The organism is Myxococcales bacterium, from assembly GCA_016712525.1.
In the GTDB taxonomy this organism is placed as follows: Bacteria; Myxococcota_A; Polyangia; order Polyangiales; family Polyangiaceae; genus JAAFHV01.
Map to the genome: position 1 here is coordinate 853,542 of JADJQX010000008.1, position 26,893 is coordinate 880,434.

A 26,893-nucleotide genomic window follows, 5' to 3' on the forward strand; every position below is an offset into this window, starting at 1 on the left:
TTCTTCCTGCGCCTCCGGTCGTGCTTTCACTTGGCGAGGACGCCGAGCACACGGGCCGTTACTTCTTCCACGGTGCCGACCCCGTCCACGCGGCGAAGGAGACCCTTCTTCGCGTAGTGGGGGAGGAGCTCGCTCGTCATGGCCTCGTACGTCGAGACGCGGTTCTTGACCACGTGCTCTTGGTCGTCGGCCCGATGCTCGAGATCCGCATCCGGGGGCGGAGGCTTATACTTCAGGTGGTAGATCTGTCCAGTCCGTTTGTCGGTCCGGCGCAAAACGGCGCGCTCGATGAGGAGCTCGGCCGGGACCTCGAGCGCGACGACGTGGTCGAGCTTCTGGCCCCGCTTGGCGAGGAGGGTGTCGAGCGCGTCCGCCTGAGGGACGGTGCGAGGGAACCCGTCGAGGAGGAACCCGTTCGCGGCGTCGTCGGCCTTGGTGCGTTCGTCGATGAGGCCGATGACGACCTCGTCGGGGACGAGACCACCGGCGGCCATCTTGGCGACGAGCTCGGGCTCGAGCTTGCCCGCAGCCTTGGCGGCGCGAAGCATGTCGCCCGTGGAGATTTGCGGGATGCCCCACTTCTCGCAGATGACCTTGGCCTGGGTGCCTTTGCCCGCGCCGGGCGGCCCGACGAAGACGAGGCGAAGAGAGTCGCTCATCCGAAGTCCCTCCGACCACGAATGCGCGTCGCGCGACCGCCGCCGCCCGAGAGGCCTTCGTAGTTGCGCGTGATGAGATGCGCTTCGATCTGGGCCACGGTGTCGAGGGCCACGCCCACGACGATCATCATCGACGTGCCGCCGAAGCGGAACGGGACCTTGAAGGCCTCGGTGATGAGGGTCGGGACGACACACACGACCGCCATGTACAGCGCGCCACCGAGCGTGATGCGCGTAAGCACATGGTCGATGTAGTCGGCCGTCTGCTTACCTTGGCGGATGCTCGGGATGAACGCCTGCTGCTTCTTGAGGTTGTCCGCCACGTCGACCGCCTGGAAGGTGACCGCCGTGTAGAAGAACGAGAAGAAGATGATGAGCGCGATGTAGAAGAAGTTGAACTCCCACCCGCCGCGGTCGAGCGAGCCCTGCAGCGCCGCCATGCCCGGAACCTTGAAGTTCGCGAGGGTGGCCGGGAGCATGAGGAGCGACGACGCGAAGATCGGCGGGATGGTGCCCGCGGTGTTCACGCGGAGCGGGAGGTGGGCGGTCTGACCGCCGTAGACGCGGCGGCCGACGCTTCGGCGCGCGTAGTAGATCGGGATGCGACGCTGCCCGCGCTCGAAGAAGACGATCGTCGCCACCGTCGCGAGGATGATCGTGCCCACGGCCGCGAGGTTCAGGGGCTGGATGGAGCCCTTGTGCGTCTCGAAGTAGGAGAGCACACCCCCGGGGATGTCGGTGACGATGCCCGCGAAGATGATGAGCGACGTGCCGTTGCCGATGCCCCGCTCGGTGATCTGCTCGCCCACCCACATGATGAAGAGCGTGCCCGTCGTCAGGGTGAGCATGGTCATCAGGCGGAAGCCCCAGCCCGCGTGCGCGACGACGCCGCCCGAGGTGTCGAGGTCGTTGTTCGCGGCGCCCTCGAGGGTCATCGCGATGCCGAACGACTGCACGAACGAGAGGAGGAGCGTCGCGTAGCGCGTGTACTGGTTGATCTTCCGCGTGCCCTGCTCGCCCTCTTTGCGGAGCTCGTCGAGCGGCTTGTAGACCATGGTGAGGAGCTGGAAGACGATGCTCGCGCTCACGTACGGCATGATGCCGAGCGCGAACACGCTCAAGTTTCCGAGCGCCCCACCGCTGAACATGTTCACGAAGCCAAGGAGGCCGCCTTGCTTGCTCACGAGAGCCCGCATGGCGTTTCGGTCCACGCCGGGGATCGTCACGAAGACGCCGACGCGGTACACCGCGAGCATCAGAAGCGTGTAGATCACACGCTTCCGGAGCTCCGGTACCTTGCCGATGTTCGCGAGACCCGGGAGGAACGACATTACTCGCCGGCCTTGGCCGCGCTGACGAGGAGGGTCTTCCCGCCGGCCTTCTGGATCTTTTCCTGCGCCGACTTCGAGAAGGCGTGCGCCGTGACGACGATCGCCTTGGTGATGTCGCCGTCGCCGAGGATCTTGATGCCGTCGAACTGGCCCTTCACGAGGCCGCGGTCACGAAGAGCCTTCTCGTCGACGTTGGCGCCGGCGGCGAAGACGTCGAGGTCGCCCACGTTGATCGCGCAGACCTTCGTCGGGAAGGGGTTCGTGAAGCCGCGCTTCGGGAGGCGGCGCTGGAGGGGCGTCTGGCCGCCCTCGAAGTAGGGCTTGAAGCCGCCCGTGCGGGCGTACTGGCCCTTTTGACCGCGGCCGGCCGTCTTGCCGAGACCGGAGCCGGGACCACGCCCCTTGCGGAGCTTGACTTGCGTCGCGCCCGCGGGCTTGACGAGCTTGGAGAGAGTATCAGCCACGTTCCACCTCCTCGACCGTCACGAGGTGCAGGACCTTCTTGATGGCGCCGCGGAACGAGGGCGTGTTGGCGACCTCGACCGTGGTACCCGGGCCACGGAGACCGAGGCCCTTCACGACTTCATGGTGGGCGTGCTGACGCCCGATGAGGCTCTTTTTCTGGGTGACGAGGAGCTTCTTCACGGCGTCGCCTCCGCGGCCTTCTTGCCGCCCTTCTTCGCATCGCTCGAGACGATGTCTTCGACCTGCTTGCCACGCTTCTGCGCGATCTGGTCGACGCTGCGGAGCTGGCGGAGCGCGTTCACGGTGGCGCGGACCACGTTGTGGGGGTTCGCGCTGCCGAGGCACTTGGTGAGGATGTCGTGGATACCCGCGCTCTCGACGACGGCGCGAACCGCACCGCCGGCGATGACGCCCGTTCCGGCCGAGGCCGGGCGGAGGAACACGCGGCCGGCGCCGAAGTGACCGAGCACCTCGTGCGGCACGGTCGTGCCGGCGAGCGGAACCTTGAAGAGGTTCTTGCGCGCCTGATCGTTCCCCTTGCGAATCGCCTCGGGGACCTCGTTCGCCTTGCCGAGGCCGACACCCACGTGTCCCGATTCGTCGCCCACGACGATGAGCGCCGCAAACGAGAACCGCCTGCCGCCCTTCACCACCTTGGCGACGCGGTTGATGTGGATGATGCGCTCCTTGAGCTTCTCCTCGTCGACCTGATCGAATGCCATGTCCGAATCTCGCTTCTCGAGTAGTGGGCCCTGTAAAGGCCCGAAATCCATCAGAATTTGAGGCCAGCCTCGCGCGCGCCCTCGGCGAGAGCCGAGACGCGACCGTGGTAGAGGTAGCCGTTGCGGTCGAACACGACCTGGGAGACACCCTGCGCGAGGAGCGCCTTCGCGAGCGCGGCCCCCACCTTCTTCGCGGCGTCGGTCTTGTCGGACTCGGCGATCGCGGACTTCACGTCGCCCGCGAGGGTCGAGGTGTGCGCGAGCGTCTTGCCCGTGACGTCGTCGATCGCCTGGGCGTAGATGTGCTTCAGGCTGCGGAAGACGGTGACACGCGGGCGCTCCGCGGTTCCGCTGATCTTGCGACGAATACGGAGCTTGCGGCGCTCCCGACCGACAACTTGCATGGCCATGACGATGATTCCTTTTGCGCTTCCCGGGGACGCACGGCGTTCCCCGAGGTTCTCGCTACGTTGGATGAGCCTCGGAGGGTGAGGCTCGGAGAGGGAGAGCCGGGGCCCTCGAGCGGCGCGGAGTCACTACCCCTACGCCGCCCGGAGCGCAACCGGCTCGTGAGCCTTACTTGCCCTTGCCGCCGGCCTTGCCCGCCTTTTCGCGGACCTTCTCGCCGCGGTAGCGGACGCCCTTGCCGGCCGTAGGGGCTGGGGGGGCGGAAGCCACGGATGGTGGCGGCCGTCTGGCCCATGACCTCTTTGTCGGCGCCTTCGAGCTGGATGACCGTTCCCTTGCTGTCGCCGGGGATGGTCACCTTGATGCCCTGGGGCACGGGGAAGTTGACGGGGTGCGAGAGGCCGAGCGAGAGGTTCAGGATCGCGCCCTTGAGCTCGGCGCGGTAGCCGGTGCCCTGGAGCTCGAGGACCTTCGTGTAGCCTTCGGCGCAGCCCGTGACCATGCTCTGGAGGAGCGCGCGGGCGAGGCCTTGGAAGCGGGCGCCGTCGCGACCGGAGACGGTCGGCTTGACGGTGACGCTCGGGCCGTCGACGGTGATGTCGACGTTCGGGGTGATGGCGCGCGAGAGCTCGCCCTTCGGCCCCTTGACCGACATTTTGCCGTTCGCGATCGAGAGGGTGACGCCCTTGGGGATCGTCACCGGGCGCTTGCCCACGCGGGACTGACGGATCTTCTCTTCCGTCTGCGTTGCGGGAGTCGTCATGGGATCACCAAACCTCGCAAAGGAGCTCACCGCCGACGCGCTGAGTCCGTGCATCCTTGTCGGTCATGACTCCGCGGCTCGTCGAGAGGATGGAGATGCCCATCCCCGAGCGGACCCGCGGAATGCGGTCGAAGCGCACGTAGACGCGGCGGCCGGGCGTCGAGACGCGACGGATACCGTCGATCGCGCTCTCGCGGCCCTTGCCGTAGCGGAGGACGAGCACGAGCTTCTTCGGGCCTTCGCCCTCCGAGGTGCGCACGTCGTCGAGGAAACCCTCGCGCTTGAGCACGTGCGCCACGTGCTCTTTGAGGTTCGAGTGGGGCATCTCCGCGCGGTCGTGGCGGGCAAGGCCCGCGTTGCGGATACGCGTCAGCATGTCGGAAATGGGATCGGTCATCATGGCTTCACCAGCTCGCCTTGATCACGCCGGGGATTTCACCGCGGAGGGAGAACATGCGAAGGCAGACCCTGCAGAGCTCGAATTTGCGGTAGTAACCGCGAGCGCGGCCGCAGACCTTGCAACGGTTACGGTGCCGCACCTCGAACTTCGGGGGGCGATTGAGCTTCGCAAACTGAGATGCACGCGCCATCTGTTCCTCTGTGTCTCGCTACTTCGGTGAGAATCTTAAAGCTTGTTTAAAGTGCCTTCGCCCAGCTCACGCCTGGCGGAACGGCATTCCGAGGTGCTGGAGGAGAGCGCGCCCCTCTTCGTCCGTCTTGGCCGTCGTCACGAAGCTGATGTTCAGCCCCTTGATGACGTCGATACGGTCGTAGTTGATCTCGGGGAAGATGATTTGCTCCTTGAGGCCGAGGGTGTAGTTCCCCTTGCCGTCGAAGGCGCGACGGGAGACGCCGCGGAAGTCACGGGTGCGCGGGAGCGCGAGCGTGACGAGGCGGTCCAAGAACTCCCACATGTGGTTCTTGCGGAGGGTCACCATCGCGCCGATGGGGAGGTTCGCGCGGAGCTTGAAGCTCGCGATCGCCTTCTTCGAGCGCGTGACGACCGGCTTCTGGCCGGCGATGGCGCGAAGCTCCTCGACGGCGGCGTCGATGATCTTCGGGTTGGTCACGGCGGCGCCGAGGCCCATGTTCAGAACGATCTTCTGAAGCTTGGGCACCTGCATCGGGTTCTTGTACCCGAACTGCTTCTTGAGCGCGGGAACGACCTCGTCCGAGTACTTCTTGATGAAGCGCGGAGCGACGGCCTCGGCCGTGGAGACGACCTTGGCGGCGGGGGCTTTCTTCTCGCCCTCGGGCTTGCCCTTCTTCTGCTTCTTCTCGTCGGCCATGACTTATTACTCCGCCTTCGCTTCCGCCTTCGCGGGCGTCGGGATGGTCTTGCCGCTCTTCACGGCGACGCGGGTCTTTGCACCCTTTTCGTCCTTGCCCGCGCGAACGCGGGTGCCCTTGCCCGTCTCCGGGTCGACGGGCATCACCTTCGAGGCGAACATGGGAGCCTCGCGCTCGACGATGCCGCCCTGCTGGTTCTTGGGGTTCGGGCGCGTGTGGCGCTTGATCATGTTGATCCCCTCGACGACGACCTTGCCGTCCTCCTCGAGGATGCGAGCGACCTTGCCCTGCTTGCCCTTGTCCTTGCCACTGATGACGACGACGGTGTCGCCCTTACGAAGACGCGCGGCCATCACAGAACCTCGGGCGCGAGAGAGATGATTTTCATGAACTTCTTGCCGCGGAGCTCGCGCGCCACCGGCCCGAAGATACGGGTGCCGATCGGCTCGAGCTGGGCGTTGATGAGGACGGCCGAGTTCTCGTCGAACTTGATGTAGCTGCCGTCGGGGCGCGACTGCTCGCGGCGGGTGCGGACGACGACGGCCTTGGCCGTGTCACCCTTCTTCACCTTCGCGCCGGCGACCGCCTCCTGGATGGAGACGACGATCACGTCACCGATGCTGGCGTAACGACGACGCGAGCCGCCGAGCACCTTGATGCATTGTACACGCTTCGCGCCGGAGTTGTCCGCGACGTCGAGATTGGAGCGCATCTGAATCATGGCTGTTTCCTATTGCCTTCTTCGGAGGAGCTTCCGCTCATTCCTCGACGAACTTCTTGACGAGGCGGACCACGGTGAAGCGCTTGTCCTTCGAGATGGGGCGGTGCTCCTGGATCTCGACCTCGTCGCCGACCTTGTACTCGTTCTTCTCGTCGTGCGCCTTGTAGCGGGCGCGCGTACGGACGTACTTTCCGTAGAGCGCATCGCGGCGAGCCGAGACGGTCTCGACCACGACGGTCTTGTTCATCTTGTCCTTGATGACCTTGCCGACCATCTTGCGGCGGAAGCCGTGGGCTTCGTTCGTCTGGGCGGGGGTGTTGGTTTGGTCGGACATGACTACTTCGCCTCGCTCTTCTTCTCGGTCATCACGGTCTTCACGCGCGCGATGTCACGGCGGGCCTGCTTGAGGGCCGCGGTGTTGTCGAGGCGGTTCGTGAAGTTCTTGAAGCGGTTCTGAAAACGCTCACGGGTGAGGGTCTTCTCGAGCTCGGCGAGCTCTTCCGCGGTGCGCTCACGCAGATCCTTGGCCTTCATTGAATCACTCCACGAACGAGGAACTTGTAGCCGAGGGGGAGCTTGTGGCCGGCGAGGCGGAAGGCCTCACGCGCGACGCTCTCGTCGATGCCCGAGATCTCGTACATGACGCGACCGGGCTGGATGTCGGCAGCCCACTCTTCCACGCCGCCTTTGCCTCCACCCATGCGGACTTCCAAGGGCTTCTTGGTGACCGGGCGGTGGGGGAAGATGCGGATCCAGAGCTTGCCGGCGCGCTTCACGTGGCGGGTGATCGCCATACGAGCGGCTTCGATCTGACGAGCCGTGAGGCGGCCGGGCTCGGTCGCCTGCATGCCGAAGTCCCCGAACGAGACGTCACTGCCGCGCGCGGCAATGCCCTTGTTCGAGCCCTTCATCATCTTGCGGAACTTGGTGCGCTTGGGGGAAAGCATCGTTTTCTCCTAAGATTCCGGGAGGTTCGCTCAGACGCCCGTGATGGGGCGGCGAACACGGCGGGGGAGGACCTCGCCCTTGAAGATCCAGCACTTGACGCCGATGATGCCGTACTTGGTCTTGGCTTCGGCCGTGCCGAACTCGATGTCCGCGCGGAGGGTGTGGAGCGGGACGCGGCCTTCGCGGTACGTCTCCACGCGGCTCATCTCACTGCCGCCGAGGCGACCCGAGCAGCGGATACGGATGCCCTTGGCGCCGAACTTCATGGCGGTCGAGAGGGCCTTCTTCATGGCGCGGCGGAACGCGACGCGGCGCTCGAGCTGGGTGGCGACGTTCTCGGCCACGAGCTGGGCCGACGTCTCCATCTTCCGGATCTCTTGGACGTCGATGAAGACTTCGTTGTCCGTGAAGGACTGGACGCCGGGGAACACGGTCTCGCCCTTGGCGGCGGTGCCCACGTTGCCGGTCTTGAGGGTCTCGATGCCCTTGCCGCCCTTACCGATGACCATGCCGGGGCGCGCGGTGAAGACGATGACCTTCGCCTTGTTCGCGGCGCGCTCGACCTCGATGCCCGCGATGTTCGCGTTCATGAGGTACTCTTTGACGGCCCGCTTGATGCGGATGTCCTCGTGGAGCCACTTCGCGTACGCCTTGTCCTCGAACCACTTGGAGTTCCAGGTCTTGATGACGCCGAGGCGGAAGCCGTACGGATGAACTTTCTGACCCATGTTCTTGCTCGCTCTTGGTCTTCTTAGAAAAGCCTCAGGGCCGCTCAGTCGCGGACGCCGAGCTCCACGGTGATGTGGCTCATGCCCTTTTGAACGCGGGTCGCACGACCCTGGGCGCGGGGGCGCCAGCGGCGCATGTGCTTGTTGGGAGCCTTGTCGACGAACGCCGTCTCGACGAACAACGCGTCGAGATCGACCCCGGGGCTCTGGGTGCGGGCGTTCGCCACGGCACTCTCGATGATCTTCTTGAGGACCGGAGCGCCTGATTTCGCCGTGAACTCGAGGAGCTGGAGAGCTTCTCCGGCCTGACGGCCGCGAACGAGATCCACCACGACCCGGGCCTTTCGCGGGCTCAACCGCGCGAAGCGGGCAATCGCCTTGCTGACCATTTGAGAACCTTCTGGCCCCGTCGTACCCACGCTCGAGAACGATTTCTTCGATCGCGTGGGCCGTTACGGCTGCCCAATCAGAGAGAGAGGACTTCCCGTACCCTTCCGGGAGACGGGAGCGCGCACTCTACGCAGAACGTCCATCTTCGCAAGCAGAAACGATCCTTTGGCGCCGCTTTTCTGCCGGGATGGCCTTTCCATGGCGTCCATGGCCCCGCCGCGGGCGGCGCGAGGGTCGCCCGCGGTACGCGAAGGCGCCACGACTCCCGTCGCCTCCTCGAGGAAGGCGAAGCGGGCTCGGCGGGTGCCTTAGGGCGCCTCGGCTTTCCCGTTCGAGCCCACGCGAGCTTTCGCTCGGGGTCGCCCATCCGGGAAAATAGAATCGGCGCCACGTCAACCGGCTGGGGGGGGGGACGGCCAGGTCAACGTAGCGCCGGTTACGCCTATTGCGACCGGCGTGCCAGGCGCTGGGTACGTACTTTCAGACAGTTACCCGTCGTTTTGGGGCACCCATTTTTCATTTTTGCAGCGCGCATTGCGAAAGTGGTGAAAAAGCCTGCGGATGCAGGCGTGACGCGGGCGAGGTTTTGACGCGGTTCGTCGGAGACGCAACGGCGATGGAAGGGCGCGTGGAACGGCGTTAGAAGGCCGCGCATGGCCGACATCCACGACACCCTCGATCGCGTGACCCGAGGCGGGGCGCCCAAGTACCACCAGAAGAACGCGGAGACCGGGAAGCTCTTCGCGCGCGAGCGCATCACGAAGCTCGTCGATGCCGGCTCGTTCCAGGAGGACGGGGCCCTCGCCAACGTCGTCGACGCCGAGCTCCCTGCGGACGGCGTCATCTGCGGCACCGCGACGATCGACGGCCGTCCCGTCGCCCTGATGGCGAACGACTCGACCGTGAAGGCGGGCTCGTGGGGGAAGCGCACCGTCGAGAAGATCCTCCGCATCCAAGAGACGGCCGCGAAGCTGCGTGTCCCGATGCTCTACCTCGTCGACTCGGCCGGCGCGCGCATCACCGATCAGATCGAGATGTTCCCTGGCAAACGCGGCGCGGGGCGCATCTTCTTCAACCAGGTGAACATGAGCGGCGCCGTGCCGCAGGTGTGCCTTCTCTTCGGGCCGAGCGCGGCCGGCGGGGCCTATATTCCTGCGTTCTGCGACCTCGTCGTGATGGTCGAGGGGAACGCGAGCATGTACCTCGGGAGCCCCCGCATGGCCGAGATGGTCATCGGCGAGAAGGTCTCACTCGAGGACCTCGGCGGCGCGAAGATGCACTGCTCGGTGTCGGGCTGCGGCGATGTGCTCGTGAAGACGGAGGAAGAGGCGATCGACTTCTGCAAGCGGTACCTGTCGTACCTCCCGCAGAGCTGCGACGACGAGCCCGAGATGGTCGCCTCGAAGGCGGCGAAGGCGGGCAAGCCGATCGAGGAGATCGTGCCGAAGGAAGAAGGAAAGTCCTTCGACATCGTGCACGTGATCGAGTCCATCGTGGACGAAGGCAGCTTCCTCGAGATCAAGAAGCTCTTCGCTCGCGAGCTCGTCACGGGCTTCGCTCGCATCGAGGGGCGCGTGGTCGGCATCGTCGCGAACCAGCCGAAATGGCTCGGGGGGATGTTGCTCGTCGACTCGGCCGACAAGGCCGCCCGCTTCATCTGGCTCTGCGACGCCTTCAACGTGCCGCTGCTCTACCTGGCCGACGTGCCCGGGTTCATGATCGGCACGAAGGTCGAGCGGCAAGGCATCATCCGCGCGGGCGCGAAGATGATCGCGGCCGTCAGCGAGGCCACCGTACCGAAGCTCTGCGTGGTCGTGCGCAAGGCGTACGGCGCCGGACTCTACGCCATGTGCGGCCCGGCCTTCGAGCCCGAGGCGACGATCGCCCTCCCCGGCGCGTCGATCGCCGTGATGGGCCCGGCCCCGGCCGTGAACGCCGTTTATTACAACAAGATCCAGGAGATCCCCGCGGGTCCCGAGCGCGACAAATTCGTGGCCGAGAAGCAGGCCGAGTACCGCGCCGACATCGACCTCATGAAGCTCGCGAGCGACCTCGTCATCGACGCCGTCGTGCCGGGAGACCGGCTCCGCGCCGAGATCTCGCGCAGGTTCGAGCGCGCCGAGGGCAAGGAGGAGCTCCGGCTCGCGAAGAAGCACATGGTCCCGCCGGTCTGACGACCGACACCACGCGCCCCGGTACGAACCGACGCGGCGAGGCAGCCCAAGAAGGCGCCCGCCGCGTCCTTTTTTGCGCGGATGTTCCGCGTCGACGGCGCGTGGCTCGCCCTACCCTGCCCCCCGCGCTACGCTCTCCGCCATGATTCCTGTCGCGCTCGTCGTCGTGCTGGTGCTCCTCTTCGTGTGGCTCAGGTTCAAGGGCGCGCCCGTCCCCCGCACCAAGCCGAGCGCGCCGACGTCGACGCCGGTCGACACGTTCGTGGCCGAGGCGCTCGCCCTCGAGCTTCGCAAGGTGAAGGGGCTCGACACGGAGGCGATTCGTCGCAAGCTCGTGGGCACCCTCGCCGGGGAGCCCGACCCGGACGTGGTCTCCGCGATCTCGCACGACGTGAAGGACGTGGAGCTCGAGTTCACCAAGCTCTCCCACGAGACCGACGCCGAGCTCGCCGTAGTCGTGCGCTACGAGGACGGCCGCGAGGGCCGCGTGGCGAAGCGTATCGGCCTCGGGGATCTGCCGAAGGACGTGGTCGACGAGCTCACGAAGCGCGCCGTGACCCGCGTGTACCGCCCGTGGTCGTTCTCCTGGGAGCGCTGAGGACCGCATCGTCGGGCCTGTCGGCAGAGCCGTCCGGCATCCGCGGGAACAAAAGGGCGCGACCTCCCGTCCATGCGGCCCGTGAGCTCGCTCTCGCCGCTCGTCGTGCACGGAAAGCTCCTGTGGGAATCGGTCGTGGCGCTCGCCTGCGTCGCGGGGATCGTGGCCGCGTGGCTGCTTCCGCGGCGCGCCCGGCGCCGGAGGGCCGCGGCGATCCGTGCGGGCCTCGGCGGGGGGACGTCGAGCCTGGCGCCTCCGTCGCCCGAGAAGCTCGTCGTGGTGTCGGGAAAGGTAGTCAAAGCATCGGGCTCACCCGAGAAGAAGCTCGCCGCCGCGACCCTCGTCCCGGCGGCGATGGCGTTCGCCGAAGAGGGCTCGAAGAGCGCCCATACCGCCACGGCGGCCGGTGAGCCGCTCGTCTTGGAGGTGGGCGGCGCGCACGTCGCGCTCCACGGGGACGTGCAAATCCTCGTGGGCTCACGCGAGTCCGGCCGAGGCCTCGCGCGACGACGAGCGCACCGCGCCCTCGAGGACCTCGCGAGCCAGCTCGAAGGCAAGACCCGGGACGGGCTCGCGCTGCGCACGCTCCACACGGGCGACCTCGTCAGAGCTCAAGGAATCCTCCGGCACACCCCGAGCGAGACGGGCGCCGAGTCCTACCGGGTCGCCGCGTCCGCGTACACGTTGAGCCCGAGCGAGGAGGGCAACCACCCCGGCATCGTCCCCGTCGCGTTCGAAGGCGCCCCGTCGCCGCTCGAACAATCGCGGCCCGAGGTCGTAGGGCGCGTGCTCGCCTTCCCGGCCCTCGCGTTCGTCGCCCTCGCCGCCGTCGGGGAGCTCGCGATGCACTCGGCGCCGTCGAGCCCGGGGGTCGCGACGATCGCCGCCGCGACCCCGCTCCGAAGGTTCGAAGCCCTCGCCGCGCTGCGCGCCCAGACGAGCCTCTCCGCTTCCCCGAGCGATGCGACCTTGAGGGACCAAGCCTCTCTCGACACCCTCCGAGGCTTCTACGGCATGGCCTCGGACGACTACGCGCGCGCGAACCGACCCGACGAGGCCGCAAAGATCGCAGCGCACTACGGAGATCCCTTTCGTGTGGCGCGCGCGCGCTTCGTGAACGGAGAGATCTCCGAGTCGGCCCGTGCCTTCGCGAGCGCCCGCGCGCGTGATCCCAAGCTCCCCATCACGATCTCCGAGGTGACAGCGTACGTTCTCACCGACGATTTCGAGCGCGCAGCGACGGGTGCGCACGCGCTGCTCGCCAACTGGGACGGCCCCAAGGGCTCGCAAGACGAGCTCCAGTGCATCGTCGACGCGATCGACCACCGCGCCGGAGGCAGCCACGACACGGGCGCGCTCGAACGCCACGCGCGCGAGGGAGCGACGCGGGTCCCCTGCACGCTGCTCATGCTCGATCTCCGCGATGGGACCGAGGGCGCATCCGGCGACGACACGCTGTCGGAGCTCCGCTCGGACCCCCGCGTTCGGAGGTACCTCGAGCCACTCACCCCTGGCAGGTTCGGCAGTTGCACCTTCCCTGCGAGCGACATCTTGGGCTGCTGGGACGCGAGCGACGCCTTCGGGCCGGGCATGATCACCGATCCGAAAGCGATCGCCTTCTACCTTCCGCAGGCGCTCGCGCTCCAGGCCTTCCAGCACACACTCTCGGAGGTATCGAGTCACGGTTGGCTGGGCGCGGACATGGCGTTGGCCGCCTCCTTGTACGCCGCCACGCGCACCTTCCTCGGTGACGTCGAGGGCGCACTGACCATCCTCGACGTGGCGGGCCGCGCCTTCGCGCCCCTTGCAAGACGTGCAGAGCTGGAAGAGCGCCGCCGCGCTTCGCTCGACCCGCCCCAGGATCCACACTTCCCTCACGATCCGCGCGACGGCCTCGACCTGATTCGGAGCACACGGGCCGCGGTTCTGCTTCGAAGCGGTCGAGCTCGGGACGCGCTCCGTTTGCAGCCTTCCGGAATGGCCGCAAGGTTCTCGACCCTCGCGCACGTCATGGGGGCCTACGACCCGAGCGAGCAACGTGAGCTGGCCGAACGCGACGACCGCGAGCTCAACGCCAAGCTCTGGAACGCCGCCTACACGGGAGACGGGACCGTTCTCGTAGACGCCCTTCGGGCAGGCGAGGGCGACGGACGGGGCGTGGTGGACGTGGTGGCGTGGCACATCCCGAGCGGGCGCGCGGCCCTCGCGTCGTGGGTTCGGTATGAGTACCCCGCGCCCTGCTCGACGTGTGGTCTCTATCCCCTCATGAACAGCCTCGGCTCACGCCTCGACGCCGCGCACGCGACCGGCGACGAGGCCACCGTGCGCGAGCTCGACGCCGTCCGGGTGCGCCTCGACCCGTACCTCGCGCGCCGCCAGGACGCGCTGCTCGTCCACTTCTTGAGCCTCCTTTCGCCACCCTAAGGCTCTCCCAACCATTAGATATCAACACACATTCTGCACCTTCATCGAGCGCGGCACGTGGGTCGTCCCTGCCGGCACGGTCTCCTCGAGGCGCGCGCTAGAGTCGAGACAGAGGCCCTCTCGGGCATCTCGAACCACGTGTCGGCCATCGAGCTCGAGCTCTCGAAGCTCGCCCACGAGACCCACGCGGCGTCGCGGTGGTGGCGCTCCGGGAACAAAAGGTCTGCGCCGGGCGTCGATGGGCCCCATGGGCTCACTCTCGCCGCTCGTGGTTCACGGAAAGCTCGTGTGGGAATCGGTCGTGGCGCTCGCGTGCGTCGCGGGGATCCTGGCGGCCTGGCTCCTTCCGCGTCGCGCCTTTCGCCGGCGGGCCGAGGCGATCCGCGCGAGCCTCGGAGAGCCCACGTCGAGCCTCGCACCATCGTCGGCTGAGAAGCTCGTCGTGGTGTCGGGTAAGGTAGTCAAGGTCTCCGGATCACCCGACGAAAAGCTCGCCGCCGCGACCCTCGTCCCGGCGGCGATGGCGTTCGCGGAGGAGGGCTCGAAGCGCGCGCGCACGGCCACGGCGGCCGGCGAGCCGCTCGTCCTCGATGTCGGGGGTGCGCACGTCGCGCTCCACGGGAACGTGCAAGTTCTCGTGGGCTCGCGCGAGTCCGGGAAGGGGGTCGAGAAACGCCGCGCGCACGTCGCGCTGTGGGAGCTCGCGAGCCAGCTCGAAGGCAAGACCGAGGACGGCCTCGCGCTACGGACGCTCCACGCCGGCGATCTCGTCAGGGCGCAGGGCGTGCTCCGGCACACCCCGAGCGAGACGGGCGCCGAGTCCTACCGGGTCGCCGCGTCCGCGTACACGTTGAGCCCGAGCGAGGAGGGCAACCACCCCGGCATCGTCCCCGTCGCGTTCGAAGGCGCCCCGTCGCCGCTCGAACAATCGCGGCCCGAGGTCGTAGGGCGCGTGCTCGCCTTCCCGGCCCTCGCGTTCGTCGCCCTCGCCGCCGTCGGCGAGCTCGCGATGCACTCTGCGCCATCGAGCCCGGGGGCCGCGACGATCGCCGCCGCGACCCCGCTCCGAAGGTTCGAAGCCCTCGCCGCGCTGCGCGCCCAGACGAGCCTCTCCGCTTCCCCGAGCGATGCGACCTTGAGGGACCAAGCCTCTCTCGACACCCTCCGAGGCTTCTACGGCATGGCTTCGGACGACTACGCGCTCGCGAACCGGCCCGACGAGGCCGCAAAGATCGCCGCGCGCTACGGGGACTCGTTCCGCGTGGCGCGCGCGCGCTTCGTGAACGGCGAGATCGCCGAGTCGGCCCGTGCCTTCGCGAGCGCCCGCGCGCGTGATCCCAAGCTCCCCATCACGATCTCCGAGGTGACAGCCTACGTTCTCACCGACGATTTCGAGCGCGCAGCGACGGGTGCGCACGCGCTGCTCGCCAACTGGGACGGCCCCAAGGGCTCGCAAGACGAGCTCCAGTGCATCGTCGACGCGATCGACCACCGCGCCGGAGGCAGCCACGACACGGGCGCGCTCGAACGCCACGCGCGCGAGGGAGCGACGCGGGTCCCCTGTACGTTGCTCGAGCTCGACCTCCGCGACGGGACGCGAAAGGCCGGAGAGGGCACCACCTTGGACCTGCACGTGCTCGGGCTGGGCCCGGACGAGAGGGTGCGGCGGTACCTCCCCGCGCTCGACAGAAAGCAGGCCTCCAAGGGGTGCGCCTACGGGCACTGCTTCCTCGAGTCGAACGCGAGCGCGTTCTTCACCGATCCGAGGCGAGCGGCGTTCGAGCTCCCACAACCGTTGAGCCTCGAGCTCTACCGCGAGGCCCGGAAGGACGCCGCCTCGGGGGAAGCGAAGCAGCTCGCCGAGCTCTCCGCCGCTGCGACGACCTACGCCGCCGCGCGTGCGTTCGTCGGGGACGTCGACGGCGCGCTCGGCATCCTCGACGAGACCGAGCGGATCCTCGCGCCGCGCGCGAAGCGGTCGTACACCGACGACCAGCGCGCCGAGTGGGAGTCCCGCATGTGGCGCGTGGGCACGAGCGACGACTGGGACGTCCGTCAGCGCCAGATCGAGGCCGAAGAGGCGCGCCTCCGCAAGACCTACGACCCCGACCGCGACGCCGCCGAGCGCGCCGCCGAGGTGCACCTTCGGCAGGCTCGTGCGGCACGCGCCGGCGTCTTGCTCCGACGAGGCCGCGCGGTCGAGGCCCTCGCCGCGCACCCGAAGTACGAGACCAGCCTTCGAGCCTCCGAACCGACCGACGCCCTCTTCGGCACGTTCGCGAGGGCCGTCGGCGCCTTCGACCCTTCGTCGCAACGTCAGCTCGCCGCGGACGACGGCCGCGAGCTCAACACGAAGCTCTGGAACGCCGCCTACACGGGAGACGGGGCCGTCCTCGTGGACGCGCTCCGGGCGAGCGAGGGGGACGGACGAGGCATCGTCGACGTCGTCGGGTGGAACATGCCACGCGGGCGCGAGGCCCTCGCCACGTGGGTTCGGTACGAGTACCCGGCCCCCTGCTCGACGTGCGGCCTCTACCCCCTCATGAACAGCCTCGGCTCACGCCTCGACGCCGCGCACGCGACCGGCGACGAGGCCACCGCGCGCGATCTCGACGCCGTCCGTGCCCGCCTCGACCCGTACCTCGCTCGGCGCGACGACGCGCTGCTCGTGCACTTCTTGAGCCTCCTCTCGCCCCCTTAAGGATGCTCGCAAATACATGATTTAATTCGTACTTATCCCATTGCGAGAACACTCGACGCGACGCGTTGGGTTGCCCTCCGAGCCGAGATTCGATAACCCGCGGCGATGCTCCACGTACCCGAGACCTCGAGCTGGTCCAACGTCGCCGTCCGCGCCCGCGCCCTCTGCCCCGAGGCGTTCCAAGGCGAGCGGCTGCTCAACCTCATCGACGGCGCGTGGGGGCACCCGGGCAGCCCGAGCCGCTTCTTCTCCCCGAACGACGGCACCGAGCTCTACGCCCTCCCGATGATCGACCTCGCGACGGCCTCGGCGGCCGTGAAGTCGGCGCACAAGGAGCAATCGGCCTGGGGCGAGCTCCCGTACCACGAGCGGCGGCGCAGGGTCGAGGCGGTGCTCGCGGATCTCCAGCAGAACCGAGAGCTGCTCGCCCTCACGCTCGCGTGGGAGATCGGCAAGCCGATGCGCCTCGCCGAGAGCGACGTCGACCGCTGCATCGACGGCGTGCGGTGGTACCTCGACGAGGCCGAGGTCATGAGCGCCGGCCGAGCACCCCTCGGGCTCATCTCGAACATCGCGTCGTGGAACTACCCGATGAGCGTGCTCATGCACGCGGTGCTGGTTCAGGTGCTCGTGGGCAACGCCGCCATCGCCAAGACCCCCACGGACGGCGGCGCGTTCACGCTCACGATCGCGTTCGCGCTCGCGCGGCGCCACGGGCTCCCGGTCTCGCTCGTGAGCGGGAGCGGGGGTCGGCTCTCGGAGGCCCTCGTGCGCCACGAGTCGATCGAGTGCCTCGCGTTCGTCGGCGGCAAGGCCAGCGGGCGCGACATCGCGACGAGCCTCGTCGATCGCGGCAAGCGCCACATGCTCGAGATGGAGGGCCTCAACGCCTGGGGCATCTGGGACTACACCGACTGGCCCGCGCTCATGAAGATCCTGAAGAAGGGCTTCGAGTACGGGAAGCAGCGCTGCACCGCGTACCCGCGGATCGTGATCGAGCGCCGCCTCTTCCCGCGGTTCCTCGAGCACTACCTCCCGATGCTCGCGAGCCTCAAGTTCGGGCACCCGCTCGCCGTCGAGAAGGCCGGCGACCCGTACCCCGATCTCGACTTCGGCCCGCTCATCAACGCGAAGAAGGTCGAGGAGCTGCTCGCCCTCACGTCGTCGGCGATCTCGGGCGGCGCCGTCGCCCTCTTCGAGGGGCGCATCGACTCGGCGCGCCTCCTCTCGGGCCAAGATACGTCGTCGTACTTCGCGCCGGTCTCGCTGCTCGGCGTGCCCCGCGGCAACGCCCTCTACCACGCCGAGGCGTTCGGCCCGATCGACAGCCTCGTGCCGGTGACCACGAAGGACGAGCTCGTCGCCGAGATGAACGTGTCGAACGGCTCGCTCGTCGCCAGCATCGCCTCGGACGACGACGCCGTCGCCAAGCGCCTCGCCTCGCAGGTGCGCGGGTTCAAGGTCGGCGTGAACAAAATCCGCAGCCGAGGAGACCGCGACGAGGCCTTCGGTGGCATCGGCGAGTCGTGGCGCGGCTCGTTCGTCGGCGGCAAGTACCTCGTGCTCGCCGTCACCGTCGGAGAGAAGGACGAGCGCCTCTTCGGAAACTTCGACGACTACACCCAGCTCCCTTCGGTTCGCTGAGCGCGGGCGGCTCGGGCGCGAACGAGGCTGGCAACGATCCGGCGTCACGCCCCCCGCGCCCTCGGCTCACCTCGCCGAGGGACGGCGCGCGTCGTGGCGCCCCCACCTGGAGAGAAGACTACTCCTTTCGGCCACTTGCGCGTGCGTCGTGACGTCCGATCGACCTCAGCCGTTGAACCGGATCGGGGAGTACCCAGGTCGGCCGATAATTCGCACGCCCCGACCCGAGCCCGCTACCATCGTTCGAGAAGGCCCTCGCTCGTTCTCCCGTGGACCGACAATCCCTCGACCAAACGCTCGACCTCGTCCAGGACGCGCTCGGCGACCGTTACCTGGTGACGGGCCCCCTCGCGCAGGGCGGCATGTCGTTGCTTTTGCGCGGACGGCAAACGCTGCTCGACCAACCCGTCGCGATCAAGGTCATGAACGCGAACATGGTCGGCAACCGCGAGCTGCGTGAGCGGTTCGTGCGCGAGGCCCGCATCTTGGCGAGCCTCCAAGTGCCGCAGATCACCCGTGTCTACGACGCCGGCTCCCTGAAGGACGGGCGGCTCTACCTGGTGCTCGAGCTCCTCCAAGGCGAAAACCTCGAGACGATCTCGGAGCGCTCGAAGCTCGCGCTGCCCCTCGCGGCCAACTTGCTGATGCAGGTCTGCGACGGGCTCATCGCGGCCCACGACAAGGGCATCATCCACCGCGATCTCAAGCCCGAGAACGTGTTCATCGTCACGAGCGACTCGGGAGAGCCCGTGGCCAAGCTCCTCGACTTCGGCATCGCCAAAGACACCGCCGACAACAAAGAGGTCACGGGCACCTACACCATCGTCGGCTCGCCCCTCTACGTGCCGCCGGAGCAGATCGTGTCCTCCCGCACGGTCGATCGTCGCGCGGACATCTGGGCGATGGGCATCATGCTCTACCAGCTCGTCCTCCAACGGCACCCATTCGAGGATCCGTCCCTCGCGCTCCTCCTCCACAAAATCCAGAACGCCCCGCTCCCGCCCTTCCCGCCGGACTCCGACCCGATGTTCGAGGTGATCATCGAGCGCTGCCTCGCGAAGAGGCCCGAGGACCGGTACCAGACCGCGAACGAGCTCAAAGAGGCCCTCGCCTCTCTCGCCGAGAGCCTCCCTCCCCCCGACTTCGACGACGATCTCCCCACGATCGGGCCGCGGCCCGCGCCCATCACGTCGGCGCAACGGGCGTCGGCCGAGCTCCCCACGGCCCCTCCACCGGAGCTCCGAGCGAGCGACGCACCCGGGCTCGCGCCGTCGTTGAGCCCTACCCCGGAAGAGATCCAGGCTCCCCAAGCCGCCGTGGCAGCCGCGCCGACAGAGGCCGCGCAACCCCGTAGAATTCCACAGAAAACGGTACCTCTGGGCCGCCTCCCTTCGCCCTCCGTGCCGGCGCCACAGCCCAGCCCCGAGCCTGCCGCGAGGCCCGCGGCGCGCGGCAAGACGGCCCCGCTCATGGCGCCGTACCACCCTCCGGGCTCCTCGCACGGGCCCAGGTTCGCAGAGCCGGTGCCTGCGGCGGCCCGACGGCAAGCGCCCACCGTGCTCGTGCCCGAGAAGCAGAGCGGTCCGATGTGGCCGTTCGTCGCGCTCGGGGTGGCCATCGTGCTCGCGATCGTGGCCGTGGCGTTGCTCGTGATTCGCGCGTGAGGGCGGCATCGGTCCTCGCACGCACGACCGACCGCTGGACGAACGATCCTGTTGCGGATCCGTGCGCGGCCATCTACGGAGGGCATACCCTTGGAGACCGAGACACGCGCCCCGAAAGACGTCTTGCTCGCTTTGGCCCGGCAAAAACCGGCACTCGAGCTCGGGTCGACCGACGTCGTCTTCCTCGCGGCGCTGCACCTCCGCGGGTCTCGTTCGGCGCTCGCGTCGTTCGACGAGCCCACCCTCGTCGACGTGTTCGAAGAGGTGATGACCTTCGTCGACGAGGGCAAGAGCAGGCGCCGCGCGACGCACGCGATCCGCAGGCTGCGCGACCAACGCACGCTCTCGCGCGTCGATCACGCGGGGGTCGTCCGGCGCGGCGAGTTCGCCCTCACGCGCCTCGGCACCGCCATCGCCGAGTTCTTCCTCGACGAGGACGCCCTCACCCGAGAGGCGCTCACGTTGCTCATGCGTACCTTGCTGACGAGCCTCGGCGGGATCGTGGCCCAAGGGGCCGCGCTCGTGCACACCCCGGAGGCCTTCCGCGACGCGGTAGAAGCGCCGCTCCGGGTGACGGTGCGTGACCTCGTGTCGGGCATACAGCGCCGGCAGAGGGGGTTCGACCTCCAACAAGAAGAGCTGCGGCACGAGGTCGGTGAGCTCTTGCGCGCCGATTGGTTCGGGGCGGTCGAGCGGTGCCAAGAGCTCCTCGACGCGACCGGACGCACCCTGCGCGAGCTGGGCGAGGTCATCTTGCGCGACACGCACGCGGCGCAGGGCCTCTTGCAGGACGTGCAAGACCTCGCGGCCTCGGCGGGCTCCGAGCCGTCGGTCGACGCCGCGCGCGCGGTCATGGAGCAGGTCGACCGTGTAGCGGCCTGGGGCACCGCGAGGCAGCGCGCCTTCTCCGAGTACTACCAGTACGTACATAGGTTCCTCCGCGACGTGGTGCGGCTCGACCCGTCCCGAGCGCTCACGCAGCGGCTCCGCGACCAGCTCGGCGGCGCGGTGGGGCGGAAGTTCTCGCTGGTGGTCGCGGGCGAGGCGCCGCCGTGGCTCCTCCGAGACGGCCCTCCCCCACGCGACGACGGGCCCCCGGTGAAGCGCCCCAAGAAGCCTCGTGAGCCCGAGCTCGAGACGACCGACGAAGGCCCCGACCCACGCGAAGTGCTCGAGGCGGCCGTGACGGCGGCGCTCACCGAGGGCGTCCCCACGTTGAGCGCGCTCACCGAGAGGACGACCCGAGACACCCCGGCAGAGGCGCGGTTCGTCGCGGCGGGCCGGGTGGCCGAGATCGCGGGCAAGCTCGTGCGCCCACTCGCCCGCGCCGAGCGCGCCTGGATCCCGACGGGAGACGGCTACGAGCTCGAGGAGTGGACGCTGCCACGAAAGGGCGTAGCGCTGTGAGCTCTCCCCGCTTCGTACGGCTCGAGGACGTGGTGGCCGATCCGCTCTTCCCGGACGCCGACCTCGCGCTCCGTCGCGGCCGTCACGTCGACGCCGACGACCTCGCCCTGTACACGTTCCTCACCGAGGCGAGGCCCTACCTCGAGGCCTTCTACGAGCGGTTCGGGGCCGAGCTCGTCCACAAGCCCGACGGCTATTTTTACCTTCTCCCCACGTCGGACAAGCTGGGAAAACGGTACCTCCGCCCCATCGAGATGCTGGTCGGTCAGGCGATGGCGCTGCTCTACCTCGACCCTCGGACGGTGGAGCACGGGGGCACGGTCACGCGTGACGACGTGCTCGGGCAGCTCGCCTCGGTGCTCGGCACGGACGACCTCGTTCGAGCGTTTTTCCCTGGGAAGAAGAAGATCGACGAGCGCGTCGCGCAGGAGGGCGTGCGCGCGCGCGTGAACGACGCCATGAAGAAGCTCGCATCGCTCGGGTTCGCGGCGACGGACCGCGAAGGTCGCACCAAGCTCGGCCCCGCGCTCCTACGGTTCGCCGAACCGGCGCGCCTCTCCGAGCCGAGCGAGGCCGTGCTCGCCCGCCTCGCGGCCGAGGGTGAGCTGCTCGTCACGGGCGACGAGCACACGTTCGACGACGACGACGACCACGACCACGACGCCCTCGACGACGATGGCGCGGCCGACGCGACGAGCCCCACGAGCGACCCTCCCGAGGCGACCCGCGCGGAGCACGAGGCCGAGCCCCGAGCCGACGAGGACGCTCCCACCGAAGACCCGCCCGTCGATCACGATCTCCCCGGGGCCCCGTCGGACGAGCCATGAACCGAGCGAAGGCGACCGCGCTCGCGCTCGTGAACTGGAAGGGCGTGTTCTACGAGCGCTACCTCCTCGATCGCAGCGTGACCGCGCTCGAGGGCGCGAACGGCGCCGGCAAGACCACCGTGATGGTGGCCGCGTACGTCGTGCTCATGCCCGACATGACGCGCCTCCGCTTCTCCAACGTCGGAGAAGGGAGCGGCGCGACCTCGGCCGACAAGGGCGTCTACGGGCGCCTCGGTGAGCCGGGGAGGCCCTCGTACGCCGCCATCGAGGTCGACGTGGGGACCGAGCGGCTCGTCATGGGCGTGTGCCTCGTGCGAAAGACCGAGCCTCAGGTGGAGCTGTCGCCGTTCCTCGTGCGTCGGCTCGACCTCGACGGGAGCTTGAAGGGGATCTTGCTCTCGAGCGACGGCGGCGAGGACGTCGTGCCCAAGCTCGACGACGTCGTCGCGGCGGTCCGCGCGAGAGGTGGCACGATCGACCTATTTTCCTCGGCTCGCGACTACTTCACGGCCCTCTTCGACCTCGGCATCACGCCGCTCCGGCTCGCGTCGGACGAAGATCGCACCAAGCTGAACGAGATGCTCCGCACGAGCATGACCGGCGGGATCTCGAAGGCCATCACGGGGGAGCTGCGCTCGTTCTTGCTGCGGGAGGAGCCCGGCCTCTCCGAGACCCTCACCCACATGCGCGCGAACCTCGACGCGTGCCACAGGACGCGCACCGAGGTGGCCGAGGCGCGTGTGCTCGAGCGCGAGCTCTCCGCGGTGCACGACGCCGCGCGGGCCACGGTCGCGTCCGCGCTGGGGGCGGCCTTCGCGATCGACCGGGAGCTCGCCACGCGACGACGCGAGGCCGAAGCAGCCCGAGACGCGGCGCGGGCCGTGGTCGCCGAGCTCGCGTCGGAGCTCGCGGTCGCCCGCGACGAGAAACGTGCGCTCGCGAACGAGCAGGACCGCGCCCGGACCCGCCTCGAAGAACGACGCGCCGACGTCGAAGCCACGCTCGCGGCGCGGGCGCTCGAGAAGCGGCTCGACGAAGAGCGACGTCACGCACAAGACCTCACGCGCACCTACACGGAGCGTGCGGCGGAGCGCGACCTCGCCGTCGCCCACCGCGACGAACGACGCGTGGCGAGGGACCGCGCGCGCGATGCCTACGATCGTGCGGCCCGCGGCCTCGCCGACGTGCAGTCCGGGCTCGACGACTTGCACACGAGCGCCGCGGCCTCCCGGAGGCTACGGGCGGCCCTGGGAGATGCCGGGACCCACCTCGGACGCCTCGTGCCTCTCGACCCGAGCTCCGTCGCGATCGAGCTCCGCGACGCGCGCGCGGCGCTCGGGCTCGCCGATCAGAGGCTCACCAAGCTCGAGAGGGACCTCGCGACGAGCGACGTGCGACGGGCCGAACGGTCAGAGGCGCTCGGTGCGCTCGCGCGCCTCACGGGCGCCGAGGCCCCCCACGCCGAGGTGAGCCCCAAGCCCGTGCTCGCCGAGGGCGCGCGCCTCGAGGCGGAGGCGAACAAAGTGGAGGGGCTCCGGCGCGAGCTCGCGGAAGCCCGTGCCCTCGCGCGGCGCCAACGTGACCTCGCGGAGAGCGCGCGGGGCTTGGGCTTCGACGCCCCCGGGGCGGGCTGTCACGCGACGGTGGCCCAAGCCGTCGCGACCGCCGATCGCCGCCTCGGGGATCTCTCGCTGCTCACCGAGCGGCTCGCGGCGAAGGCCGCCTCGAGCACCGCCGCCCGCGACGCAGCAAAAGAGCGTGTCCTCGCGCTGACCGCCGTGGTCACGAGGTACTCGGCTGCCGCATCCATGGCCGAGCGGCTCGCCGGCGTGCTCGGCCTCCCCGCGGGCTCGAGGCTCGACCCCCACGCCGCGCGCGCTCGCCTCGACGATCTGCGGCAATCGTCCCGGGACAGGCTCCGCGACCTCGAAGCCCGGGCCACCTCCATCGCCGACGAGGTCGAGCGGCTCGAACGCCCCGGCCCCTCGTTCGACCGGGAGATCCTGCGCCTCCGGGACGAGCTCGACGGGGAGCTCTTCTCCCTTCGGTTCGAGGACCTCGACGTCGACGACGCCGCGCGGAAAGAGGCCGCCTTGGGCGAGCTCGTCGCGGGCATCGTCGTCGAGTCGCCGGAGGCGGCGCTACGCGACGTCGTCGGCAAAGCGCGCGACGTCGACACCGTGCTGCTCGTTCGGCCGGACGCCGAAGCCACGACCGGCACCATCGTCGGCGAGGCGGGAGGCGACGTCGTCGTCGCCGAGCCCTTCGGCCTAAGGGTCACGCGCCTGCCGAAGGAGCCGTCGCTCGGCGCGAGCGCTCGACGAAGCCGCGCAGTCAGGCTCCGTGAGGACGCGGCGATGCTCCGGAAGGGTATCGACGAAGAGCGAACGAACGCGGCCCGCCTCGACGAGGCCCACCGCTCCCTCGACACGCTCTTCGTCGACTTCGTGATCCTCGAGGCCGGAGATCCTTCGCCTGCGCTCGCGGCGGCGCGGGCCGACATAGCCCGCCTCGACGAGGAGGCCGAGGTCGCCGCTCGAGACCTCGGAGCGGCGCGCGGGGAGGCGGCCGGCCTTCGACAAAAATCCGAACCGTTACGAGCACTTCTAAGCGAAGGCCACCTGCTCGAGCTCCCGGACCACACCGAGCGCGAGCGAGGGCTCGAGGCCGCCCTCGCGAAGGCCGAAGAATGCGCTCGGGAGCTCGCCGAGAAGGCCGCCGACTACGCGACCCTCTCGCGCCTCGCGCACGCGCTCGCAGGAGAGCCGCCGAACGACGAGACGACACGCGCGACGAGAGACACGTGCGCCCGCGAACGCGACGCCCTCTACCGGGCCGTGGTCGCCCTCGAGGACGCCGAGACGGCCGCGGGCGCCATCGTCCACCGCGACGCCGAGCGCCTCCTCGCCGAGCGCGCGACCGTCGTGCCCGCCCTCGAGGAGGCGCACGTGCAGGCACGCGCGGAGGCCGAGGCCCTCGAGAAGACCGTGGCCGAAGCGGACGCCACCTGGGAGCGAGCGTCGCGTGCGGCGTACGAGGCCGAGCTGGCGCTCGCGGCGTGCCGGTCCGAGATCGAGCGACTCGAGGGCGAGCTCCGCGAGGGTGGCCGTGAGGCGACCACCGAGGACGACGTGAAGGCCGCGGAGCTTTGCGCCGCCGAGGCAGCGCTCGCGGTCACGGCGGCCGCGCGCGCGCTCGACGGCATGTCCGTCACGCTGGCCGTCCTCGAGGAGCGCCACGCGAACGCCGAGCGAGCCTTGGAGGAGGCCCTCCGCGCGGTCGCCGAGCGCGCGGCCGAGCACGAGCCGTGGATCGGGCTCGTCGAAGGGCTCCGCGAAGGGGTACGCGTGGCCGAGGTCCCGGTCCCTCTGCCGGACGAGGGCGAGCCTGCCTCGTTCGAGAAGGCCCGCGCGATGGGCGAGGTCCTGGGAGAGAGGCTCGCGAGAGCGCGGGGTGGCGCCGAGCTCGCCGAGGTCGTGAGGCCGCGCGCGACCCTCGTCGGAGACCGGGCCCTCGCGGAGGCCGCGCTGACGGTCTGGACCGACGTGACCGAGTGGCTGAGGCGACGCTTGCCGGTCGCCATCGCGTCGCTCCCCGATCCCTCGACGGCGCTCCTGCGCCTGCGGGACGATCTCGCGTCGCTCGAGACGCGGCTCGCGCATCAAGAGACCGGCCTGCGGGGCACGTCGGAGGACGTCGCCCGAGGCATCGACGTCCAGCTCCGGCGCGCGAAGGCGCAAGTGCGTCGCTTGAACCAGAGCCTTTCGGGGATCCGCTTCGGCAGCATCGGCGGCATCCGCATCCAGATGGCGCGCGAGCCCCGCATGGACCAGGTGTTGAACGCGCTCCGCGACGGCACGTCCCAGGAGCTCCTCTTCGATCCGCGCCTGGCCGTGGAAGACGCCCTCGCCGAAATCCTGAAGAGATACGCGGGTGGGAGAGCCGGTGGACAGCGCGTCCTCGACTACCGCGAGTACCTGCTCCTCTCGGTCGACATCCAGCGCGCCGGCAAGAGCGACTGGGAGCAAGCGTCCCCCGCGAAGCTCTCCACGGGCGAGGGCATCGGGGTCGGCGCGGCGATCTTGATGGTCATCCTGACCGAGTGGGAGCGCGACGGGAACCTGCTCCGCACGCGCCGCCCGATCGGCTCGATGCGGTTTCTCTTCCTCGACGAGGCGAACCGCCTCTCGCAAGACAACTTGGCGACGCTCTTCGACCTCTGCCAGTCGCTCGATCTCCAGCTCCTCGTGGCGGCCCCGGAGGTCGCGCGGGCCGAAGGGGCCACGACCTACAGGCTCGTCCGGCGCACCGACGACGCCGGGCGCGAAGAGGTGGTCGTGAGCGGGCGCCGCGCGCTGCGCGAGGCTTCGGAAGGTCTCACGGACGACGCGATCTCGGGCGCTCCGGGCTCACCGGACGAAAATGGGGCCCGCCCCGACGAAGGAGCGAGCCCCACGTTGTTCGACTGAGGGTCGGTCAGTCCCGGGTGGCGTCGAAGCCGCCGTCGAGGAGGCCCGTGGGCACGCACTCGGCCGCACACTTGTCCTGGATGCAGCCCGCGATCGCAAGGCCGTTCGTCTGGACGCTCTGGGGCGCCGTGGCGAGACCCGAGGCGCAGAGGAGCAACGTCTGCTGCGACACGCCGCCCGAGCCGGGCTTGAGCACGCACTCGAGGACCGCGATGATCGGCTCCTGGCAGGTGCAGTCCTTCATGCAGGTGTCGACCTCGGCCTTGCACTTCGACTTCACGCAGCCCGCGCAGAGGCCGGTCGTGAGCCCCGAGTCGCCGACCGATGCATCTTGCACGTTCTTGAACGGGTCGATGTTCGGATCGCACGCCGGCGCCGTATCCTTCCCGGCGTCCTTCGGGACCGACGTGTCCGGCACCGACGTGTCCGGCACCGACGTGTCGGCCGCCGCGTCGGCGACCTCTTCCGTGCCACCACACCCTTGCGCCGTCATCATGCCGACCGCGAGGGCCGACGCCACCACCACGAGACCGATACGTACCCGCTTCATCACGCTCCTC

The 26,893-nt window shown here is 69.0% G+C and carries 26 protein-coding genes and 1 pseudogene; 9 read left to right on the plus strand and 18 right to left on the minus strand.

Annotated features, from left to right (window positions below; all coding sequences use genetic code 11):
- Positions 1-26: 26 nt before the first annotated feature.
- From IPK71_33170 to rplV, 17 genes and pseudogenes are all read right to left on the minus strand, one after another.
- Positions 27-659, minus strand: a complete 633-nt coding sequence (locus IPK71_33170; protein ID MBK8218609.1) for an adenylate kinase — start codon at positions 657-659, stop codon at positions 27-29.
- Entirely contained in the window at positions 656-1,990 is a 1,335-nt protein-coding gene (gene secY / locus IPK71_33175) for a preprotein translocase subunit SecY (GenBank protein MBK8218610.1), read from the minus strand. Before secY ends, IPK71_33170 begins: the two co-directional genes overlap by 4 nt.
- Positions 1,990-2,454: a 50S ribosomal protein L15 gene (gene rplO, locus IPK71_33180; protein ID MBK8218611.1), complete on the minus strand. Its 465-nt coding sequence runs from the start codon at positions 2,452-2,454 to the stop codon at positions 1,990-1,992. Before rplO ends, secY begins: the two co-directional genes overlap by 1 nt.
- Entirely contained in the window at positions 2,447-2,635 is a 189-nt protein-coding gene (gene rpmD, locus IPK71_33185) for a 50S ribosomal protein L30 (GenBank protein MBK8218612.1), read from the minus strand. The genes rplO and rpmD overlap by 8 nt, the downstream gene beginning before the upstream one ends.
- On the minus strand, positions 2,632-3,177 hold the full coding sequence (gene rpsE, locus IPK71_33190; GenBank protein ID MBK8218613.1) for a 30S ribosomal protein S5: 546 nt from the start codon (positions 3,175-3,177) through the stop codon (positions 2,632-2,634). Before rpsE ends, rpmD begins: the two co-directional genes overlap by 4 nt.
- Positions 3,178-3,227: 50 nt before the next feature.
- Positions 3,228-3,587, minus strand: a complete 360-nt coding sequence (locus IPK71_33195; GenBank protein ID MBK8218614.1) for a 50S ribosomal protein L18 — start codon at positions 3,585-3,587, stop codon at positions 3,228-3,230.
- A 166-nt stretch (positions 3,588-3,753) separates the two neighbouring features.
- A pseudogene (rplF, locus tag IPK71_33200) lies at positions 3,754-4,348 on the minus strand (50S ribosomal protein L6).
- A gap of 4 nt (positions 4,349-4,352) precedes the next feature.
- Complete coding sequence (gene rpsH, locus IPK71_33205; GenBank protein MBK8218615.1) at positions 4,353-4,748, minus strand: 30S ribosomal protein S8; 396 nt, start codon at positions 4,746-4,748, stop codon at positions 4,353-4,355.
- A 4-nt stretch (positions 4,749-4,752) separates the two neighbouring features.
- Positions 4,753-4,938 carry a type Z 30S ribosomal protein S14 gene (locus IPK71_33210; GenBank protein MBK8218616.1) on the minus strand — a complete coding sequence of 62 codons (186 nt, stop codon included), beginning with the start codon at positions 4,936-4,938 and terminating at the stop codon, positions 4,753-4,755.
- A gap of 66 nt (positions 4,939-5,004) precedes the next feature.
- Entirely contained in the window at positions 5,005-5,637 is a 633-nt protein-coding gene (gene rplE / locus IPK71_33215) for a 50S ribosomal protein L5 (GenBank protein MBK8218617.1), read from the minus strand.
- 6 nt (positions 5,638-5,643) lie between these two features.
- Positions 5,644-5,991 carry a 50S ribosomal protein L24 gene (gene rplX / locus IPK71_33220; GenBank protein ID MBK8218618.1) on the minus strand — a complete coding sequence of 116 codons (348 nt, stop codon included), beginning with the start codon at positions 5,989-5,991 and terminating at the stop codon, positions 5,644-5,646.
- On the minus strand, positions 5,991-6,359 hold the full coding sequence (gene rplN / locus IPK71_33225) for a 50S ribosomal protein L14 (GenBank protein MBK8218619.1): 369 nt from the start codon (positions 6,357-6,359) through the stop codon (positions 5,991-5,993). The genes rplX and rplN overlap by 1 nt, the downstream gene beginning before the upstream one ends.
- 37 nt (positions 6,360-6,396) lie before the next feature.
- Positions 6,397-6,693: a 30S ribosomal protein S17 gene (gene rpsQ / locus IPK71_33230; protein ID MBK8218620.1), complete on the minus strand. Its 297-nt coding sequence runs from the start codon at positions 6,691-6,693 to the stop codon at positions 6,397-6,399.
- A gap of 2 nt (positions 6,694-6,695) precedes the next feature.
- Positions 6,696-6,893 carry a 50S ribosomal protein L29 gene (rpmC, locus tag IPK71_33235; protein ID MBK8218621.1) on the minus strand — a complete coding sequence of 66 codons (198 nt, stop codon included), beginning with the start codon at positions 6,891-6,893 and terminating at the stop codon, positions 6,696-6,698.
- Positions 6,890-7,306 carry a 50S ribosomal protein L16 gene (gene rplP / locus IPK71_33240; GenBank protein MBK8218622.1) on the minus strand — a complete coding sequence of 139 codons (417 nt, stop codon included), beginning with the start codon at positions 7,304-7,306 and terminating at the stop codon, positions 6,890-6,892. The genes rpmC and rplP overlap by 4 nt, the downstream gene beginning before the upstream one ends.
- 30 nt (positions 7,307-7,336) lie before the next feature.
- Positions 7,337-8,035 carry a 30S ribosomal protein S3 gene (gene rpsC / locus IPK71_33245; protein MBK8218623.1) on the minus strand — a complete coding sequence of 233 codons (699 nt, stop codon included), beginning with the start codon at positions 8,033-8,035 and terminating at the stop codon, positions 7,337-7,339.
- 44 nt (positions 8,036-8,079) lie between these two features.
- On the minus strand, positions 8,080-8,424 hold the full coding sequence (rplV, locus tag IPK71_33250) for a 50S ribosomal protein L22 (protein ID MBK8218624.1): 345 nt from the start codon (positions 8,422-8,424) through the stop codon (positions 8,080-8,082).
- 654 nt (positions 8,425-9,078) lie between these two features.
- Between rplV and IPK71_33255 the strand changes: the two genes are divergently transcribed.
- The 9 genes from IPK71_33255 to mukB all read left to right on the plus strand — a co-directional run bounded on the left by IPK71_33255 (position 9,079) and on the right by mukB (position 26,333).
- The gene (locus IPK71_33255) at positions 9,079-10,599 is read left to right on the plus strand and encodes an acyl-CoA carboxylase subunit beta (GenBank protein ID MBK8218625.1); all 1,521 of its coding nucleotides are present in this window, start codon (positions 9,079-9,081) and stop codon (positions 10,597-10,599) included.
- A gap of 142 nt (positions 10,600-10,741) precedes the next feature.
- The gene (locus IPK71_33260) at positions 10,742-11,197 is read left to right on the plus strand and encodes a hypothetical protein (GenBank protein MBK8218626.1); all 456 of its coding nucleotides are present in this window, start codon (positions 10,742-10,744) and stop codon (positions 11,195-11,197) included.
- Positions 11,198-11,278: 81 nt separating this feature from the next.
- A complete protein-coding gene (locus IPK71_33265; GenBank protein ID MBK8218627.1) occupies positions 11,279-13,621 on the plus strand; it encodes a hypothetical protein in 2,343 nt (780 codons plus the stop codon).
- Positions 13,622-13,868: 247 nt separating this feature from the next.
- A complete protein-coding gene (locus IPK71_33270; GenBank protein ID MBK8218628.1) occupies positions 13,869-16,322 on the plus strand; it encodes a hypothetical protein in 2,454 nt (817 codons plus the stop codon).
- A gap of 105 nt (positions 16,323-16,427) precedes the next feature.
- Positions 16,428-17,966, plus strand: a complete 1,539-nt coding sequence (locus IPK71_33275) for an aldehyde dehydrogenase family protein (GenBank protein MBK8218629.1) — start codon at positions 16,428-16,430, stop codon at positions 17,964-17,966.
- Between the two features lie 269 nt (positions 17,967-18,235).
- On the plus strand, positions 18,236-19,630 hold the full coding sequence (locus tag IPK71_33280) for a protein kinase (protein MBK8218630.1): 1,395 nt from the start codon (positions 18,236-18,238) through the stop codon (positions 19,628-19,630).
- Between the two features lie 90 nt (positions 19,631-19,720).
- On the plus strand, positions 19,721-21,037 hold the full coding sequence (locus IPK71_33285; GenBank protein MBK8218631.1) for a condensin subunit MukF: 1,317 nt from the start codon (positions 19,721-19,723) through the stop codon (positions 21,035-21,037).
- Positions 21,034-21,864 carry a chromosome partition protein MukE gene (locus IPK71_33290; protein ID MBK8218632.1) on the plus strand — a complete coding sequence of 277 codons (831 nt, stop codon included), beginning with the start codon at positions 21,034-21,036 and terminating at the stop codon, positions 21,862-21,864. The genes IPK71_33285 and IPK71_33290 overlap by 4 nt, the downstream gene beginning before the upstream one ends.
- Positions 21,861-26,333 carry a chromosome partition protein MukB gene (mukB, locus tag IPK71_33295; GenBank protein MBK8218633.1) on the plus strand — a complete coding sequence of 1,491 codons (4,473 nt, stop codon included), beginning with the start codon at positions 21,861-21,863 and terminating at the stop codon, positions 26,331-26,333. Before IPK71_33290 ends, mukB begins: the two co-directional genes overlap by 4 nt.
- A gap of 7 nt (positions 26,334-26,340) precedes the next feature.
- On the opposite strand, the gene IPK71_33300 is transcribed toward mukB, so the two are convergent.
- On the minus strand, positions 26,341-26,883 hold the full coding sequence (locus IPK71_33300; GenBank protein MBK8218634.1) for a hypothetical protein: 543 nt from the start codon (positions 26,881-26,883) through the stop codon (positions 26,341-26,343).
- Positions 26,884-26,893: the final 10 nt, after the last annotated feature.

Bases quoted from the DNA above. Each gene is read 5' to 3' on its own strand.
- IPK71_33170 (MBK8218609.1), bottom strand. From the start codon at position 659: ATGAGCGACTCTCTTCGCCTCGTCTTCGTCGGGCCGCCCGGCGCGGGC.
- secY (MBK8218610.1), bottom strand. From the start codon at position 1,990: ATGTCGTTCCTCCCGGGTCTCGCGAACATCGGCAAGGTACCGGAGCTC.
- rpsE (MBK8218613.1), bottom strand. From the start codon at position 3,177: ATGGCATTCGATCAGGTCGACGAGGAGAAGCTCAAGGAGCGCATCATC.
- IPK71_33195 (MBK8218614.1), bottom strand. From the start codon at position 3,587: ATGGCCATGCAAGTTGTCGGTCGGGAGCGCCGCAAGCTCCGTATTCGT.
- rpsH (MBK8218615.1), bottom strand. From the start codon at position 4,748: ATGATGACCGATCCCATTTCCGACATGCTGACGCGTATCCGCAACGCG.
- IPK71_33210 (MBK8218616.1), bottom strand. From the start codon at position 4,938: ATGGCGCGTGCATCTCAGTTTGCGAAGCTCAATCGCCCCCCGAAGTTC.
- rplE (MBK8218617.1), bottom strand. From the start codon at position 5,637: ATGGCCGACGAGAAGAAGCAGAAGAAGGGCAAGCCCGAGGGCGAGAAG.
- rplX (MBK8218618.1), bottom strand. From the start codon at position 5,991: ATGGCCGCGCGTCTTCGTAAGGGCGACACCGTCGTCGTCATCAGTGGC.
- rplN (MBK8218619.1), bottom strand. From the start codon at position 6,359: ATGATTCAGATGCGCTCCAATCTCGACGTCGCGGACAACTCCGGCGCG.
- rpsQ (MBK8218620.1), bottom strand. From the start codon at position 6,693: ATGTCCGACCAAACCAACACCCCCGCCCAGACGAACGAAGCCCACGGC.
- rpmC (MBK8218621.1), bottom strand. From the start codon at position 6,893: ATGAAGGCCAAGGATCTGCGTGAGCGCACCGCGGAAGAGCTCGCCGAG.
- rplP (MBK8218622.1), bottom strand. From the start codon at position 7,306: ATGCTTTCCCCCAAGCGCACCAAGTTCCGCAAGATGATGAAGGGCTCG.
- rpsC (MBK8218623.1), bottom strand. From the start codon at position 8,035: ATGGGTCAGAAAGTTCATCCGTACGGCTTCCGCCTCGGCGTCATCAAG.
- rplV (MBK8218624.1), bottom strand. From the start codon at position 8,424: ATGGTCAGCAAGGCGATTGCCCGCTTCGCGCGGTTGAGCCCGCGAAAG.
- IPK71_33255 (MBK8218625.1), top strand. From the start codon at position 9,079: ATGGCCGACATCCACGACACCCTCGATCGCGTGACCCGAGGCGGGGCG.
- IPK71_33260 (MBK8218626.1), top strand. From the start codon at position 10,742: ATGATTCCTGTCGCGCTCGTCGTCGTGCTGGTGCTCCTCTTCGTGTGG.
- IPK71_33270 (MBK8218628.1), top strand. From the start codon at position 13,869: ATGGGCTCACTCTCGCCGCTCGTGGTTCACGGAAAGCTCGTGTGGGAA.
- IPK71_33275 (MBK8218629.1), top strand. From the start codon at position 16,428: ATGCTCCACGTACCCGAGACCTCGAGCTGGTCCAACGTCGCCGTCCGC.
- mukB (MBK8218633.1), top strand. From the start codon at position 21,861: ATGAACCGAGCGAAGGCGACCGCGCTCGCGCTCGTGAACTGGAAGGGC.
- IPK71_33300 (MBK8218634.1), bottom strand. From the start codon at position 26,883: ATGAAGCGGGTACGTATCGGTCTCGTGGTGGTGGCGTCGGCCCTCGCG.